This window comes from Sphingomonas nostoxanthinifaciens (genome assembly GCF_019930585.1).
GTDB lineage: Bacteria > Pseudomonadota > Alphaproteobacteria > Sphingomonadales > Sphingomonadaceae > Sphingomonas_I > Sphingomonas_I nostoxanthinifaciens.
The window spans coordinates 3670001-3684725 of sequence record NZ_CP082839.1 but is presented as its reverse complement, the minus strand read 5'-3'; the positions used below and the strand labels follow the sequence as shown (position 1 = coordinate 3684725).

The 14725-nt window shown below is 69.2% G+C and carries 18 protein-coding genes (1 of these 18 only partly in view); 6 read left to right on the top strand and 12 right to left on the bottom strand.

The features are described from left to right. Positions 1-69: 69 nt before the first annotated feature. The 3 genes from K8P63_RS17455 to tldD form a co-directional block, all read right to left on the bottom strand. A complete protein-coding gene (locus tag K8P63_RS17455) occupies positions 70-1521 on the bottom strand; it encodes an ammonium transporter (protein ID WP_223797265.1) in 1452 nt (483 codons plus the stop codon). 14 nt (positions 1522-1535) lie between these two features. Next, positions 1536-1874 carry a P-II family nitrogen regulator gene (locus K8P63_RS17450; protein WP_223797264.1) on the bottom strand — a complete coding sequence of 113 codons (339 nt, stop codon included), beginning with the start codon at positions 1872-1874 and terminating at the stop codon, positions 1536-1538. 173 nt (positions 1875-2047) lie between these two features. After that, positions 2048-3472 carry a metalloprotease TldD gene (gene tldD, locus K8P63_RS17445; protein ID WP_223797263.1) on the bottom strand — a complete coding sequence of 475 codons (1425 nt, stop codon included), beginning with the start codon at positions 3470-3472 and terminating at the stop codon, positions 2048-2050. Positions 3473-3566: 94 nt separating this feature from the next. Here tldD and K8P63_RS17440 point away from each other — a divergent pair, with 94 nt between their 5' ends. Then, the gene (locus tag K8P63_RS17440; protein ID WP_223797262.1) at positions 3567-4007 is read left to right on the top strand and encodes a DMT family transporter; all 441 of its coding nucleotides are present in this window, start codon (positions 3567-3569) and stop codon (positions 4005-4007) included. Positions 4008-4023: 16 nt separating this feature from the next. Here K8P63_RS17440 and K8P63_RS17435 read toward each other — a convergent pair whose 3' ends face one another. Continuing rightward, positions 4024-4227, bottom strand: coding sequence for a zinc-finger domain-containing protein (locus K8P63_RS17435; protein WP_223797261.1), 204 nt, complete (start codon positions 4225-4227; stop codon positions 4024-4026). A 24-nt stretch (positions 4228-4251) separates the two neighbouring features. Next, positions 4252-4629 carry a hypothetical protein gene (locus K8P63_RS17430; RefSeq protein ID WP_223797260.1) on the bottom strand — a complete coding sequence of 126 codons (378 nt, stop codon included), beginning with the start codon at positions 4627-4629 and terminating at the stop codon, positions 4252-4254. 120 nt (positions 4630-4749) lie between these two features. Between K8P63_RS17430 and K8P63_RS17425 the strand changes: the two genes are divergently transcribed. Continuing rightward, entirely contained in the window at positions 4750-5745 is a 996-nt protein-coding gene (locus tag K8P63_RS17425; RefSeq protein WP_223797259.1) for an adenosine kinase, read from the top strand. Between the two features lie 92 nt (positions 5746-5837). Beyond that, the gene (locus K8P63_RS17420) at positions 5838-6836 is read left to right on the top strand and encodes an SDR family oxidoreductase (protein ID WP_223797258.1); all 999 of its coding nucleotides are present in this window, start codon (positions 5838-5840) and stop codon (positions 6834-6836) included. Positions 6837-6843: 7 nt separating this feature from the next. Here the strand turns inward: K8P63_RS17420 and K8P63_RS17415 are convergent, their stop codons facing one another. Further along, positions 6844-8445, bottom strand: a complete 1602-nt coding sequence (locus K8P63_RS17415) for an amino acid permease (RefSeq protein ID WP_223797257.1) — start codon at positions 8443-8445, stop codon at positions 6844-6846. Between the two features lie 459 nt (positions 8446-8904). Between K8P63_RS17415 and K8P63_RS17410 the strand changes: the two genes are divergently transcribed. Next, positions 8905-9291 (top strand): VOC family protein, encoded by a 387-nt coding sequence (locus tag K8P63_RS17410; protein WP_223797256.1) that lies wholly within the window; start codon positions 8905-8907, stop codon positions 9289-9291. 18 nt (positions 9292-9309) lie between these two features. Here K8P63_RS17410 and K8P63_RS17405 read toward each other — a convergent pair whose 3' ends face one another. From K8P63_RS17405 to hisB, 6 genes are all read right to left on the bottom strand, one after another. Beyond that, on the bottom strand, positions 9310-9687 hold the full coding sequence (locus tag K8P63_RS17405) for a histidine triad nucleotide-binding protein (protein ID WP_223797255.1): 378 nt from the start codon (positions 9685-9687) through the stop codon (positions 9310-9312). A 105-nt stretch (positions 9688-9792) separates the two neighbouring features. Continuing rightward, positions 9793-10116, bottom strand: coding sequence for a phosphoribosyl-ATP diphosphatase (locus K8P63_RS17400; protein ID WP_223797254.1), 324 nt, complete (start codon positions 10114-10116; stop codon positions 9793-9795). Continuing rightward, positions 10113-10880, bottom strand: a complete 768-nt coding sequence (gene hisF / locus K8P63_RS17395; RefSeq protein WP_223797253.1) for an imidazole glycerol phosphate synthase subunit HisF — start codon at positions 10878-10880, stop codon at positions 10113-10115. The genes K8P63_RS17400 and hisF overlap by 4 nt, the downstream gene beginning before the upstream one ends. A 112-nt stretch (positions 10881-10992) precedes the next feature. Continuing rightward, the gene (gene hisA / locus K8P63_RS17390; RefSeq protein WP_223797252.1) at positions 10993-11724 is read right to left on the bottom strand and encodes a 1-(5-phosphoribosyl)-5-[(5-phosphoribosylamino)methylideneamino]imidazole-4-carboxamide isomerase; all 732 of its coding nucleotides are present in this window, start codon (positions 11722-11724) and stop codon (positions 10993-10995) included. Continuing rightward, positions 11725-12339, bottom strand: a complete 615-nt coding sequence (gene hisH, locus K8P63_RS17385; RefSeq protein ID WP_223797251.1) for an imidazole glycerol phosphate synthase subunit HisH — start codon at positions 12337-12339, stop codon at positions 11725-11727. Beyond that, positions 12336-12935, bottom strand: coding sequence for an imidazoleglycerol-phosphate dehydratase HisB (hisB, locus tag K8P63_RS17380; protein WP_223797250.1), 600 nt, complete (start codon positions 12933-12935; stop codon positions 12336-12338). The genes hisH and hisB overlap by 4 nt, the downstream gene beginning before the upstream one ends. A gap of 100 nt (positions 12936-13035) precedes the next feature. On the opposite strand from hisB, the gene K8P63_RS17375 reads away from it, so the two are divergent. Continuing rightward, positions 13036-13515: an SspB family protein gene (locus K8P63_RS17375; RefSeq protein WP_223797249.1), complete on the top strand. Its 480-nt coding sequence runs from the start codon at positions 13036-13038 to the stop codon at positions 13513-13515. Positions 13516-13696: 181 nt separating this feature from the next. Beyond that, on the top strand, positions 13697-14725 hold the 5' portion of the coding sequence (locus K8P63_RS17370; protein WP_223797248.1) for a deoxyguanosinetriphosphate triphosphohydrolase. 135 nt of this gene lie beyond the right edge of the window; 1029 of the gene's 1164 nt are visible here — the first part of the coding sequence; it begins with the start codon at positions 13697-13699; its stop codon lies beyond the right edge, outside the window.

Here is a 14725-nt window from a genome sequence, read left to right as displayed (position 1 = left end):
TGCCCCGCCGGCCAGGTCGTTCGCAGGAGGAACATCGTGAGGGAGGGGCCGGGGCCCCTCCCGATCCGGTCAATAGTGGTAGGCGCGCTCGCCATGCTCGGCGATGTCGAGGCCTTCATGCTCGACCTCGGGCGAGACCCGGAAGCCCCACACCTTGTCGATGACGAAGAACAGGACGGCCGCACCGACGCCCGACCAGACGAGGGTCAGCAACACGCCCTCGCACTGGGTGAGCACCTGCGCGCCCATCGAGTAGGTGCCCGCAACCATCGTGCCCGGCTTGGTCGTGTAGTCGGCGATGCCCTGGCCGCCGAGCGCGGGGCTGTCGAGCACGCCGGTCATGATCGCGCCGGTGATGCCGCCGATGCAGTGCACGCCGAACACGTCGAGGCTGTCGTCATAGCCGAACTTGCTCTTCACCACCGCGACGAAGAAGAAGCAGATCGGCGAGACCATCAGGCCGAGGATCACCGAGCCCATCGTGCCGGCGAAACCCGAGGCGGGCGTCACCGCGACGAGGCCGGCGACGACGCCGGACGCGGCGCCGAGCAGCGACGGCTTGCCCTTCACGATCTGCTCCGTGATCAGCCAGCTCATGCCGGCGGCGGCGGTGGCGATCATCGTGTTCATGAACGCGACCGAGGCGATCGACGAGGCTTCGAGGTTGGAGCCGGCGTTGAAGCCGAACCAGCCCACCCACAGCAGCGACGCGCCGATCATGGTCATGGTCAGCGAGTGTGGCGGCATCGGCTCGTGCGGGTAGCCGAGGCGCTTGCCCAGCATGATGCACATCACGAGGCCGGTGATGCCGGCGTTGATGTGGACGACGGTACCGCCGGCGAAATCGAGCGCGCCCTTGTTGAACAGGAAGCCCGATTCGGCGGATACGGCGTCCAGCGCGGCCTGACCCTTCAGCGCAGCGGCGGCGAAGGCGTCCGGCCCGTCCCAGCACCACACCATGTGCGCGATCGGGAAATAGACCAGGGTCACCCACAAGGCCACGAACAGCATCAGCGGCGAGAATTTGATCCGCTCCGCCACCGATCCGATGAACAGCGCCGGGGTGATCATCGCGAAGGTCATCTGGAACAGCACGAAGGTCAGTTCCGGGATGTACACTCCGTTCGAGAAGGTGGCGGCCTGCGCGTTGGCGTCGACGCCCTTCAGGAACAGCTTGGTGAACGGGTTGCCGACGAACGGATTGCCGACGGTGAACGCCTCGGAATAGCCCCAGCACACCCAGATCACGCCGACCATGCAGACGATCATCAGCACCTGCGTCAGCACCGACAGCATGTTCTTGCTGCGGACGAGGCCGCCATAGAACAATGCGAGGCCGGGGATCGACATCATCAGAACGAGGAGCGTGGAGACGAGCATCCACGTATTGTCGCCCTTGTTGACCGTCGCGGGCGGGATCGGACTGGCGGCTGCCGGCGTCTGCGCCAGCGCGGGGTGGGACATCAGCAGGGCCACGCCCGCCATCCCCAGCCCGGTCAGGACCTTGGTCGAAAGCTTCATGTTTCCCCCCTTGCTCACAGCGCGGTGTCGTCGGTCTCGCCAGTGCGGATGCGCACCACCTGGCCGAGATCGAGCACGAAGATCTTGCCGTCGCCGATCGCGCCGGTGTTCGCGGATTGCTGGATCGCCTCGACCACGCGCGGCGTCAGCTCGGTGCTGCAGGCGACCTCCACCTTGATCTTCGGGACCATGTTGGTGCTGTATTCGGCACCGCGGTAGATTTCGGTCTGCCCCTTTTGGCGACCGAAGCCCTTCACTTCGGTCACGGTCATGCCCTGCACGCCAAGCGTCGACAGCGCCTCGCGCACGTCGTCCAGCTTGAACGGTTTGATTATTGCCACGACGAGTTTCATTTCGCCTCCCTGCTTTTCCCCAATGGGTAACTAGCAAGAACCGGGCCAAATGTTTCACGAGGATGACACGTGCGCGGCTGATCGCCGCAGCGCACAATCCTTGTGCAGCCGCTAAGACTTGCCCGCTTTTTAGGCAGAGGCGTGTAACGGGGTTAACAGCCCCGCCGCGAACGTCAGGCGGCGGTGCCGCCCACGGTCAGCCCGTCGATCAGCAAAGTCGGCTGGCCGACGCCGGCGGGCACCGACTGGCCGCCTTTGCCGCAGATGCCGACGCCTTCATCGAGTGCCATGTCGTTGCCGATCGCGCGCACCTTGGTCAGCACGGTCGGGCCGTCGCCGATCAGCGTCGCGCCCTTGATCGGCGCGCCCAATTTGCCGTTCTCGATGCGATAGGCCTCGGTGCAGGAGAAGACGAACTTGCCGCTGGTGATATCCACCTGCCCGCCGCCGAAGCTCTTGGCGTAGATGCCATTCTTGACGCGCGACAGGATCTCGGCGGGATCGTCCCGGCCGCCATGCATGAAGGTGTTGGTCATGCGCGGCATCGGCGCGTGCGCGAAGCTCTCGCGCCGCCCGTTGCCGGTGGGCGCCACGCCCATCAGCCGGGCGTTGAGCCGATCCTGGATATAGCCCTTGAGGATGCCGTCCTCGATCAGCACGTTGGTCTGGGTCGGCGTGCCCTCGTCGTCGATGGTTAGGCTGCCGCGCCGGTCGGCGATCGATCCGTCGTCGACCACCGTCACGCCGGGCGCCGCCACCCGCTCGCCGATGCGGCCGGCAAACGCGCTGGTGCCCTTGCGGTTGAAGTCGCCCTCGAGCCCGTGGCCGACCGCCTCGTGCAGCAGCACGCCGGGCCAGCCCGGGCCGCACACCACGGTCATCTCGCCGGCGGGCGCGGGCACGCTGTCGAGATTGACGATCGCCTGCGCCAGCGCCTCGTCGATCGCGCGACTCCACGTGCGGGTCTCGAACAGATCGTCGTAGAGATAGCGGCCGCCGAGCCCGAAGAAACCGTTCTCGCGCCGGCCATTCGCCTCGACCACGATCGAGACGTTGAGCCGCACCAGCGGCCGCACGTCGTGCGCGACGAAGCCGTCGGGGCGCACGATCTCGACCACGCTCCACGATCCCGACAGGCCGACCGACACCTGCTGAACGCGCGGATCGCGCGAACGGGCCGCGGCGTCGATCTCCTGGCAGAGCCGCACCTTGCGCGCGAACGGGATCGCCGAGAGCGGATCGTTGCCGGTGTAGAGCGTCGCGTTGGTGCGGCGCGGCGGCGGCGCGAGGCCGGCCTTGGCCGGATCGAGCAGGCTCATCGTCTCGCCGGCGCGGCGGATCGCGGCCTCGCTGATCTCGTTCGCGTGGGCGAAGGCGGTGGTCTCGCCCGACAGCCCGCGCAGGCCGAAGCCGGTCTGGGTGTTGAAGTCGGCGGTCTTCAGCCGGCCGTCGTCGAAGCCGAAGCTCTCCGACGCGATATATTGCAGGTAGAGTTCACCGTCGTCGCAGCCGCTGAGCGTATCGGCGGCGAGGCGGATCGCCGTCTCCGGCTCCAGATCGCGATAGAGGAAGCGGCGGGGATCGGTGAGGATGGTCATGGCGCGCATATAGCCACGGTTCGCGCGCGGGATAAGGCTTTGGATGAGCCGGCATCGTTGAAGCCGAAGATCGGCTCGGCTACGGCACCCGGCGATGGCGCGGCTGATCCCGATCCTGGTGGTGCTGGTGGCGGGGCTGTGCCTTGCGCTGCAGCCGCCGACCAACGCCACGCTGGCGCGCGCTTCGGGATCGGTGCTGCTCGCCGCCCTGATCTCGTTCGCGGTCGGCACGCTGGCGCTGCTGGTCGCATGGATGGCGACCGACCGGACCTCGCCGACGCTGCTGCGCGGCGTGCCGGGCTGGGCGTGGTTCGGCGGCTTCTACGGCGCGGTCTATGTCGCGGCCTTCGCGTTCGCGGCGCCGCGCCTCGGCCTCGCCGCATCGATCACGCTCGCGCTGACGAGCCAGGTCGCCGCCGCTTTGCTGCTCGATCATTACGGTCTGCTCGGCCTCAAGACGGCGCCGATCACGGCCGCCAAGCTGGGCGGCGTGGCCTTGGTCGTCGCGGGCGTGCTGCTGGTCCGGCGCGGTTAGGCGGCCGGGCCGACCGTCAGTGCGCCGACGCGGCCTCGTCGGCAGGCCCGCCGATCAGGATGAAGCGGCGGTCGCAATAGCCGCAATCGACATAGCCCTTCTCGTCGATCTCGAGATAGACGCGCGGATGGCCGAGGGCGGTGCCCCCGGGAATGTCCGTCGCGCCGTCACAGGCGACGCGGGTGGTGGCGACTCGGGACGTTTCGGGAGCGGGCTGCATGGATAGCGCCGATAGCAAGGGCGATCAGCGCCGCACAAGCGCGGCGATGCACGAAGCGCGGTCGAAATCGCCGCCTTGCGGCGTTCGCGCATCGAGCCACGTCACCCGTGCCGGCCCGGTCGCGCTCTGCGGCGGGTAGAGATAGGCGTCGAGAGTGCACGCCGGCCCGCGGAACTGCAGCTTGCGCGCGGGCCCCTCGCGCAGGTCGAGCGCGGGCGCGCCGAACAAGGTGGTGAGCGTCGACGCCTCCTGCCCCATCACCCGTTCGAGGCCGAGCGCGGGTGGCGGCGCCGCGCGGGCAGGGGCGGGCGCGGTGCTGACCGTCCGCACCGGTGTCTCGCCACAGGCGGCAAGAGCGAGAGGCAGCAGGGGAATGAGAAGCAAGGCGGAGCGCATCGCCATTCCTTCGCGCCATGGTGCGTTGCCCGCAAGCCCGGCCACGCCGCGACGTGCGGCAGGACGGTTGCGCCGCCGTGCGCCTGCCCCTAGGCGGCCTCAACCGCCTTTCGGAGAGTATCTTTCATGACCGAAGCCACGCTCGACATCGTCGCGATCGGCAATGCCATCGTCGACGTGATCGCCCAGGCCGACGACGCCTTCATCGAAAGCGAGGGCCTTCCCAAGGGCTCGATGCGGCTGATCGACGAATCGACCGCCGCGATCCTCTATTCCCACATGGGCCCCGGTCGCGAGATCAGCGGCGGCTCGGCGGCGAACACCGTCGCCGGCATGGCGGCGCTCGGCGCGAAGTGCGGCTTCATCGGCCAGGTCGCCGACGATCAGTTGGGCGAGGTGTTCGCGCACGACATCCGCGCCAACGGCATCGCCTTCAATACCCCAACGCGCGCGGGCGAACCGACGACCGCGCGCTGCCTGATCCTCGTCACGCCCGATGCGCAGCGGACGATGAACACCTTCCTCGGCGCGTCGCAATATCTGCCGGCCTCGGCGCTCGACCGCGACCTGATCGCCAGCGCCAAGATCCTCTACCTCGAAGGCTATCTGTGGGATCCCGAGGAGCCGCGCGTCGCCATGCGCGCCGCGATCGAGGTCGCGCGTGCCGCCGGCCGCGCGGTCGCCTTCACTTTGTCCGACGCCTTCTGCATCTCGCGCCACCGCGCCGATTTCCGCGCGCTGATCGACGGCGGCCTGATCGACATTCTGTTCGCCAACGAGGGCGAGCTGCTGTCGCTGGTCGAGACCGACGATTTCGACGCGGCGGTGGCAACGATCGCGGCGAAGGTGCCGTGCCTCGTCGTGACGCGCGGCGCCGCGGGTGCGATCGCGGTGGTCGACGGCGCGTCGCATTCGGTGCCGGCCGAGCCGATCGCGCAGATCGTCGACACGACCGGCGCGGGCGACCTGTTCGCCGCCGGCTTCATGGCGGGCCAAGTGCAGGGCCGCTCGGTCGACGATTGCCTCGTCATGGGCGCGGTCGCGGCGGCCGAGGTGATCTCGCATTACGGTGCGCGGCCGGAGGCGAAGCTCGACCAGTTGGTGCGCGCGCGCCTCGGCTAAGATACGCACGCGTAACCGCTTTTTGTGCAGCCTAGCTGAACCGGCGGCGATGCTGCCGGTTGTCCCACCCGATCGATCGGGAGTTACGGGACATGACGGACGAACAAGGCGGCCCCTCGCGCCGCGACGTCTTCGGCGGCGTCGCGGTGGGCCTTGCCGCCGCAGCGGCCGCCGCACCGGCGCTGGCGCAGGAGAAGCACGCGCCGGGCGCGCCGACCAGCACGCAATCGGCCGGCTACCCCAAGCCTCCGTTCGAGAAGCAGCGCCAGCCCTGGCCGGGGCTCGCCAGCCGCATGTCCCCGCGTCCCGATCATGGCGAGACCAGCTACAAGGGCTCCGGCCGACTGACGGGGCGCAAGGCGCTCGTCACTGGCGGTGACAGCGGCATCGGCCGCGCGGCGGCAATCGCCTTCGCGCGCGAGGGTGCCGACGTCGCGATCGGCTATCTGCCGCCCGAGCAGCCCGACGCCGACGAGGTCGCGCAACTGATCCGCGCGGCGGGGCGCAAGGCGGTGCTGCTGCCCGGCGACATCAAGTCGCCCGCCTTCTGCCGCAAGCTGGTCGCCGATGCGGTCGCGCAGCTCGGCGGACTCGACATTCTCGTCAACAATGCCGCGCGGCAGGTCAGCCGCCCCTCGATCCTCGACATGGAGGATCAGGATTTCGACGATACGTTCAAGACCAACATCTACGCCAATTTCTGGATCACCAAGGCGGCGGTGCCGCACCTCCAGCCGGGGTCGGCGATCATCAACACCACCTCGGTCAACGCTTATGATCCGGGCGAGAACATTCTCGATTATGCCGCCACCAAGGGCGCGATCATGATCTGGACGAAGGGGCTGGCGAAGCAGCTCGCGCCCAAGGGCATCCGCGTCAACGGCGTCGCGCCGGGACCGTTCTGGACGCCGCTGCAGGTGACCGGCGGCCAGACGCCGGAGAAGCTCGTCGCGTTCGGCGAGACGACGCCGATGGGGCGGCCGGGCCAGCCTGCCGAGCTCGGCCCGGTCTATGTCGCGCTCGCCGATCCGGCGCTGAGCTACACGACCGGGCAGATCTTCGGCGCGAGCGGCGGCGGCGTCGGCCCGTAACCCCGCCTCAGTGCGTCGCGGGCACCGGCGGCTCGGTACCCGTATAAGCCTCGGGCTCGGGCACGTCGACGACGCCGCGGCCGACATGGCTGCGCGGGCGGCTGTAGAGGAAATAGACCAGCAGCCCGACCGCGCCCCAGCCCGGCAGCACCAGGATCGCGCTGAGCGTCAGCGAGGCATAGAGGCCGAGGCAGCCGATGATCGCGACCGGCGCCACCAGCCAGACGAGCGGTGTGCGGAACGGGCGGTGGCGCGTCGGATCGGCCTTGCGCAGCACCATCACCGACACCGCCACCATCGCGAAGGCGAACAGGGTGCCCGAATTGGAATAATCGGCGAGCTTGCCGACCGGCAGGCACGCCGCCGCCAGCGCGGTGGCGATGCCGGTCACCCAGGTGACGACGTGCGGCGTGCGGAAGCGCGGGTGGATCGCGGCGAGGCGGCCGGGCAGCAACCCGTCGCGCGCCATCGTGAAGAAGATGCGCGTCTGGCCGTACATCATCATCAGCACGACCGAGGGCAGGGCCAGCACCGCGGCGAGGCCGACCAGCCAGCCCATCACGGGATGGCCGAGCACCTGCAGCACGTGGACCAAAGCCTCGCGCGAGCAGACCAGCGGCTCGATCGCGCCGCCGGCGACGATCGAGGCGCAGCGGCCCGCAATCTCGGCCGATCCCGGCGACAGCACCTGCCCCAGCGCGCCGACCACCGGCTGCGCGCCGATCGCGCCGATCGCGCCCGACGCGACCACGAGGTAGAAGATGGTGCAGATGGCGAGACTGCCGATCAGCCCGATCGGCACGTTGCGCTGCGGATTCTTGGTCTCCTCCGCCGCGGTCGAGACCGCGTCGAAGCCTACATAAGCGAAGAAGATCGAAGCGGCGGCGCCGAACATGCCGATCGTGCCGGTGGGCAGCAACGGCGTGAAATAGCCGGTCTTCATCGCCGGCAGCGTGATGATGCAGAACGCGGTGAGTGCGAGCAGCTTGATCGCGACCAGCACGGCGTTCACCGCCGCACTCTCGGTCGTGCCGACGATCAGCAGGCTCATCGCGACGAGCGCGATGACGATCGCGGGGACGTTGATCCAGCCGCCGGTCGCCGCCGCGGCGAGCAGATCGGCGTTGGGCGGCGAGCCGAACGCCATCTGCACATGCGCCATCAGCGCGTCGGCATTGCTGATCGCGGCGGGGAAATGATAGCCCGACGCGTTGAGCAGCCCGATCGCATGGTTCGACCAGCCGACCGACACCGCGCTCGCCCCCAGCGCATATTCGAGGATCAGCGACCAGCCGACCATCCACGCCAGCAGCTCGCCCACCACCGCGTAGGTATAGGTGTAGGCCGAGCCCGACACCGGCACCATCGACGCCAGTTCCGAATAACAGAGCGCCGCCACCGCGCAGACGATGCCCGCGGCGACGAACGACAGCAGCATGCCGGGCCCCGCCTTCTGCGCCGCCTCGCTCGTCAGCACGAAGATGCCGGTGCCGATCACGCCGCCGATGCCGAGCATGGTGAGCTGGAACGCGCCGAGCGACCGGGTCAGCCCCTTTTTCTCGGCGGTCGCAAGGATGGCGTCGAGCGGTTTGACGCGGTCGAAAAGCATGAACTGTCCTTTGGCAGGCGCCCGGCGGCGTCCGTATACGATGACTGTGATGCTACAGCCTTGCCGCGCCTGCGCAATAGCGGGCGCTGGCGTGCCGACGGGGAGTGCCATGCCTGTCGCCCATGTGCATCGCGGACCGGGCCGCTGCGCCGAAAGGTGACGAAGGTGACACTACGTCGGGGGTGGGGAGCCGTCCCGGCATCGACCGGCGACGGTGTCGGGACGATGCGCGCGCGGGCATCGGAGCGGGGGCGGGACGATATGGCGGGCGGGCAAAGCGGCGCGATCATGGCGGCGGGCTCCTCGCAACGGTGGGAGCCTGACCATCTGACCCGCGAAATCCTACTTTGCAAGCAAAATGTTCGTGATATGTTCCAGCTTGGCGTTGGCCACGCAACGCGGATGAAGTTCGGCTGAAAGGCGCGTAGGATGGCCGATCATCGGATACGGAGAATTGCCGTGATCGATCATATTGGCGTTGGCGCGTCCGACTTCGCGGTATCCCGCCGGTTCTACGATGCGGCGCTCGGCGCGATCGGCGTGGATGCGGTCATCGAGCTGACGCCCGAGCAGACCGGCGGCTATCACGGGGTCGGCTATGGTGCCGGCGGCAAGCCGAGCTTCTGGCTGGGCAGCGGCGGCGCGCGCGGCGCGGGGATGCATATCGCCTTCGCCGTATCCGCGCGCGGTCAGGTCGATGCGTTCCATGCGGCGGCGACGGCGGCGGGCGGGCGCGACAATGGGCCGCCGGGCCTCCGCCCTTATTATCATCCCGATTATTACGCCGCGTTCGTGTTCGATCCGGACGGGACCAACGTCGAGGCGGTGTGCCATGCGCCGGAATAGCGCCGGCGCCTCCCGGCTCTAGCCGGCCAGCATCGGCCCGAGCGGGCGACCGCCGAACAGGTGGACGTGGAGGTGGGCGACCTCCTGCCCGCCGTCGCTGCCGATATTGGCGAGCAGGCGATAGCCCGGCGTCACCAGCCCTTGCTCGCGCGCGACATGGCCAACCGCGCGGACGAAGCCGGCAATCTCCGCCTCGCTGCCGCGCGCGGCGAAATCGTCCCACGACACATAGGAGCCCTTGGGCAGAACGAGGATGTGGACCGGCGCGCGCGGCGCGATGTCGTGGAAGGCGAGGGCGAAGTCGTCCTCGTAGACGCGCTTGGCGGGAATCTCGCCGCGCAGGATGCGCGCGAAGATGTTGGTGTCGTCGTAGGGTAAGGTGGGGTCTACGGCCATCGTCTCGTCCTCGCTACAATCCGTCACGTCGGCGCGGGCCGGCATCTCTCGAAGCAGGCGCGGGCTCCCCGCCGAACGAGATGCCGGCGTGCGCCGGCATGACGGCTAGGGGGCGGGTGGCCGCGCCGCTTTCTCCGCGATGCCCGATACGCCCTCGCGCCGGTCGAGCTCGGCCAGCACGTCGGCCAGGGGAATGCCCGTTTCGGCCAGCAGCACCAGCAGGTGGAAGATCAAATCGGCCGCCTCGCCGGTCAGCGCGGCCTTGTCCTCGGCCAGCGCGGCGACGATCGCCTCGACCGCTTCCTCGCCCAGCTTGCGCGCGATCCGCGGGCGGCCCTTGGCGAACAGGCTGGCGACATAGGAGGTGCTGGGATCGGCGCCCTTGCGCGCGGCGATCGTCGCCTCCAGCCGAGCGAGCGTGTCGCTCATGCCGCGGTCCGCACCGGCAGGCCGGCGGCGGCGAGCGCGGCGTGCGCCTCGGCCACGGTATGCTCGCCGAAATGGAAGATCGAGGCGGCCAGCACCGCGCTCGCATGGCCCTGGGTCACGCCTGCCACCATATCCTCCAGCGTGCCGACGCCGCCGCTCGCCACCACCGGCACCGACACCGCATCGGCGATGGCGCGGGTGAGCGCGAGATCGTAGCCGCCCTTGGTGCCGTCATTGTCCATGCTGGTGACGAGCAGTTCGCCCGCGCCCAGTTCCGCCAGTCGCACTGCATGCGCGATCGCGTCGATGCCGGTCGCGCGGCGCCCGCCATGGGTGAAGATCTCCCACCGGCCGCGCGCGACCGCCTTGGCGTCGACCGCGCCGACGACGCATTGTGCGCCGAAGCGGTCGGCGATCTCGGCGGCCAGCTCGGGGCGCGCGACTGCGGCGGAGTTGATCGCCACCTTGTCGGCACCCGCCAGCAGCAAAGCGCGCGCATCCTTGGCCGAGCGCACGCCGCCGCCGACCGTCAGCGGCATGAAGCACACCGCCGCGGTGCGCGCGACCACGTCGAGGATCGTGCCGCGATGTTCGTGGGTCGCGGTGATGTCGAGGAAGCACAGCTCGTCGGCGCCGGCGGCGTCATAGACCTTGGCCTGCTCGACCGGATCGCCCGCATCGGCGAGATCGAGGAACTGCACGCCCTTCACCACGCGCCCGCCGGCGACGTCGAGGCAGGGAATGACGCGGACGCGGACGGTCATCGCGAACGGCTCGCAGCGTCATGCCAGCGAAGGCTGGCATCTCCCGAGGTACGCGCGCCGCTCCGCCGTGCGAGATCCCAGCTTTCGCTGGGATGACGAAAGAAGGACTGGATCACGACTGCGCCACCCGCAGCGCCGCGGCCAGATCGAGCCGGCCGTCATACAGCGCCCGGCCGGTGATGACGCCCTCGATGCCCTCATTTTCGTGGCGGACGAGGTCGGCGATGTCGACGAGGCCGGCGACGCCGCCGCTCGCGATCACCGGCAGCGTCGTGCGCCGCGCGAGCGCGATCGTCTCGCGGATGTTGCAGCCCTTGAGCAGGCCGTCGCGGCCGACGTCGGTGAACAGCACCGCCGCCACGCCCGCATCGACGAAGCGGTTGGCGAGGTCCGCCACCGGCACGTCGGAGACCTCGGCCCAGCCGCGCGTGGCGACCATGCCGCCTTTGGCATCGACCGCCACCACGATCCGGCCGGGCAGCGCCTTCGCCGCTTCGCGCACCAGTTCGGGATCCTCCAGCGCGGCGGTGCCGATCACCACGCGCGACACGCCGAGCGCCAGCCAGCGGTCGATCGCCGCGCGGTCGCGAATGCCGCCACCGAGCTGCACCTTGCCGGGAAAGGCGGCGACGATCGCCTCGACCGCATGGCCGTTGACCGACTCACCGGCAAAGGCGCCGTCGAGATCGACGACATGAAGATGGTCCGCGCCGGCATCGGCGAAGGCACGCGCCTGCGCTGCGGGATCGTTGCCGTAGATCGTCGCGCGATCCATGTCGCCCTCGGCCAGGCGCACGACATTGCCGCCCTTGAGGTCGATCGCGGGAAATACGGTGAGCGCCATTCAGGGCTTCCAGTCGAGAAAGTTGGCGAGCAGAGCGAGGCCATAAGCCTGGCTCTTCTCGGGGTGGAATTGCACGCCGACCAGATTGTCGCGCGCGACCGCCGCCGTCACCTGCCCGCCATGCTGGGTGGTTGCGGCGAGGTCCGTCGCATCATCGGCGACGAAGGCGAAGCTGTGGAGGAAATAGGCCTCGCCCGCCGGGATCAGCGGGTGCGGCCTGACCGGGGTAACGTCGTTCCAGCCCATGTGCGGCACGCGCGCCGTCGGGTCGGAAGGCTCCAGCCGCGCCACCGTGCCGGGAATCCAGCCGAGCCCCGGATGGCGGCCGAACTCCTCGCCGGCATCCGCCATCAATTGCATGCCGACGCAGATGCCGAGAAAGGGGCGGCCCTGCTCACGAACGGTGCGGTTGAGCGCATCGACCATGCCGGGGATGGCGGCGAGCGCCTGCATCGATGCCGCGAAGGCGCCCACACCGGGCAGCACGACCCGGTCGGCGGCCGCCACTGTCTCGGCCTCGGCGGTCACGACGATGTCGCTCGCGCCCGCCGCCCGCAGCGCATTCTCCACCGAGCGGAGATTGCCCGCGCCATAATCGATCAGCGCGAGCGTCATGCCGCCCCGCCCAGCGTCCCCTTGGTCGACGGGATCGCGCCGCCCTTGCGCGGGTCGATCTCCACCGCCTGGCGCAGCGCGCGGGCGAGGCCCTTGAACAGGCTTTCGCACACATGGTGGTTGTTGCGGCCGTAGAGGGTCTCGATGTGGAGGGTCATCCCCACCTCACCCGCGAAGCTGTGGAACCAATGCTCGATCAGCTCGGTATCGAGCTCGCCCAGCTTGGCCTGGGTGAAGCCCGATTTCCACACGAGGAACGGCCGGCCCGAAATGTCGATCGCGACGCGGCTCAGCGTCTCGTCCATCGGCGAATAGGCCGTGCCGTAGCGCGCGATCCCGCGCCGGTCACCCAGCGCCTTCGCCACCGCCTGGCCCAGCGCCAGCGCCGAATCCTCGGTCGTGTGATGCTGGTCGACGTGCAGGTCGCCGGTGCAGGCGAGCGTGATGTCGATCAGCGAATGGCGCGACACCTGCTCCAGCATATGATCGAGGAAACCGATGCCGGTCGTGATCTCATAGATGCCGGTGCCGTCCAGATTGACGGCGACGTCGATCGCGGTCTCGGCGGTTTTGCGGGTCAGGCTCGCGGTGCGCATCGCGTCGCTATAGCGGCGCGCGGGCGGCAGGCAACGGCCCGGCGAAGGCTTGGCGGCGCTTGGACTTGACCGGTCGGGCGGTGCCGTCCACTTGGGCGGCATGAGCGACGCGACGCCCGACAGCCTGATTCCCTATGACGAGATCGTCCAGGACGCGCTGCGCGCCGTGGTCGGCCGCGTGCTGGGGCAGGTGGAAAAGGGCGGCAGCCTGCCCGGCAGCCATCATTTCTACATCACCTTCAAGACGCACGCGCCGGGTGTCGACATTCCGCGCCACCTGACCGATCGCTATCCCGACGAGATGACGATCGTCATCCAGAACCGCTATTGGGATCTACGCGTCTCGGCGACCGGGTTCGAGGTGGGGCTGTCGTTCAACCAGGTGGGATCGAAGCTGTCGATCCCGTTCGCGGCGATCACCGCCTTCCACGATCCGGCGGTGGATTTCGCGCTACACTTCTCGGCGCAGGTCGAGGACCAGGCGCCCGAGGCGATCGCCGCGCCCGAAAACGACCCGGTCGTGCGCCCCGCCGAGGAAGGCTCGAACGTCGTTTCGGTCGATTTCACGCGGAAGAAGTAGGGCCCGCTCGCTTTTAATCCGTCACCCCGGACTTGTTCCGGGGTCCACCGTGCGGAGAAACGCGGCATCGACGGATTGAAGGTCGCTTGCATGGCTGGCGTGGACCCCGGAACAAGTCCGGGGTGACCCAGGCCTGAAGGCCCTCGACAAGCCGCCCCCGCGCCGCCACTTAGGCGCGCGCATGGCCCATGCCCCCTACGCCGCCGATCCCGAGCTGAGCCGCGGCCGGCTATATCCGCTCCGCTCCGATGGCGCGCGGGGGCCGCGCGACGAATTCCAGCGCGACCGTGACCGCATCGTCCACTCGATCGCCTTCCGCCGGTTGCGCCACAAGACGCAGGTGTTCGTCGCGCCCGACGACGATCATTTCCGCGTGCGGCTGACGCACAGCCTCGAAGTGGCGCAGATCGGCCGCACCATCGCTCGCGCGCTCGGCCTCAACGAGGATCTGACCGAGGCGTTGTGCCTCGCCCACGATCTTGGCCATCCGCCGTTCGGCCATGCCGGCGAGGCGGCGCTCAAGGCGGCGATGGCGGAGGTGGGCGGGTTCGACCACAATGCGCATACGCTGCGCATCCTGACGCGGCTGGAATCGCCCTACCTCCACCATCCGGGGCTGAACCTGAGCTGGGAGATGCTGGAGGGGCTCGCCAAGCATAACGGGCCGGTGCGTCATCCGGGCTGGGCGCTGGCCGCGATCGACCGCGAATGGCCGCTCGATCTCGACACCCAGCCGAGCCTCGAAGCGCAGGTGGCGGCGCTGTCCGACGATATCGCCTATGACAATCACGATATCGACGACGGCATTCGCGCCGGCCTGCTGCCGGTCGAGGTCGCGTTGGAGCAGCCACTGATCCGCGAGACGTGGGAGGCGGCACGCGCGCGCTGGCCGGATTGCCGCGACGATCTGCTGCTGCGCGAGGTGATCCGCGACCAGATCGGCCGGATGGTGGGCGACCTGATCGACGAGAGCCGGCGGCGGATCGCCGCGGCCGGCATCGTCTCGCTATCCGGCGTGCGCGCGGCGGGGGCGCCGCTGATCGCTTTCTCGCCGGCGATGGCGTCGGCGGAGCGCGCGCTCAAGCGCTTCATGTATGCCAATCTCTACCATCATCCCGCCCAGCTCGCGGTCGCGGCGCAGGCGGGGCGCGTGGTGGCCGGGCTGGCCGGGGCCTATGTCGCCGATCCGGATCGCCTGCCCGAAAGCTGG

Bases quoted from the DNA above. Each gene is read 5' to 3' on its own strand.
- K8P63_RS17455 (WP_223797265.1), bottom strand. From the start codon at position 1,521: ATGAAGCTTTCGACCAAGGTCCTGACCGGGCTGGGGATGGCGGGCGTG.
- K8P63_RS17450 (WP_223797264.1), bottom strand. From the start codon at position 1,874: ATGAAACTCGTCGTGGCAATAATCAAACCGTTCAAGCTGGACGACGTG.
- tldD (WP_223797263.1), bottom strand. From the start codon at position 3,472: ATGACCATCCTCACCGATCCCCGCCGCTTCCTCTATCGCGATCTGGAG.
- K8P63_RS17440 (WP_223797262.1), top strand. From the start codon at position 3,567: ATGGCGCGGCTGATCCCGATCCTGGTGGTGCTGGTGGCGGGGCTGTGC.
- K8P63_RS17435 (WP_223797261.1), bottom strand. From the start codon at position 4,227: ATGCAGCCCGCTCCCGAAACGTCCCGAGTCGCCACCACCCGCGTCGCC.
- K8P63_RS17430 (WP_223797260.1), bottom strand. From the start codon at position 4,629: ATGGCGATGCGCTCCGCCTTGCTTCTCATTCCCCTGCTGCCTCTCGCT.
- K8P63_RS17425 (WP_223797259.1), top strand. From the start codon at position 4,750: ATGACCGAAGCCACGCTCGACATCGTCGCGATCGGCAATGCCATCGTC.
- K8P63_RS17420 (WP_223797258.1), top strand. From the start codon at position 5,838: ATGACGGACGAACAAGGCGGCCCCTCGCGCCGCGACGTCTTCGGCGGC.
- K8P63_RS17415 (WP_223797257.1), bottom strand. From the start codon at position 8,445: ATGCTTTTCGACCGCGTCAAACCGCTCGACGCCATCCTTGCGACCGCC.
- K8P63_RS17405 (WP_223797255.1), bottom strand. From the start codon at position 9,687: ATGGCCGTAGACCCCACCTTACCCTACGACGACACCAACATCTTCGCG.
- K8P63_RS17400 (WP_223797254.1), bottom strand. From the start codon at position 10,116: ATGAGCGACACGCTCGCTCGGCTGGAGGCGACGATCGCCGCGCGCAAG.
- hisF (WP_223797253.1), bottom strand. From the start codon at position 10,880: ATGACCGTCCGCGTCCGCGTCATTCCCTGCCTCGACGTCGCCGGCGGG.
- hisA (WP_223797252.1), bottom strand. From the start codon at position 11,724: ATGGCGCTCACCGTATTTCCCGCGATCGACCTCAAGGGCGGCAATGTC.
- hisH (WP_223797251.1), bottom strand. From the start codon at position 12,339: ATGACGCTCGCGCTGATCGATTATGGCGCGGGCAATCTCCGCTCGGTG.
- hisB (WP_223797250.1), bottom strand. From the start codon at position 12,935: ATGCGCACCGCGAGCCTGACCCGCAAAACCGCCGAGACCGCGATCGAC.
- K8P63_RS17375 (WP_223797249.1), top strand. From the start codon at position 13,036: ATGAGCGACGCGACGCCCGACAGCCTGATTCCCTATGACGAGATCGTC.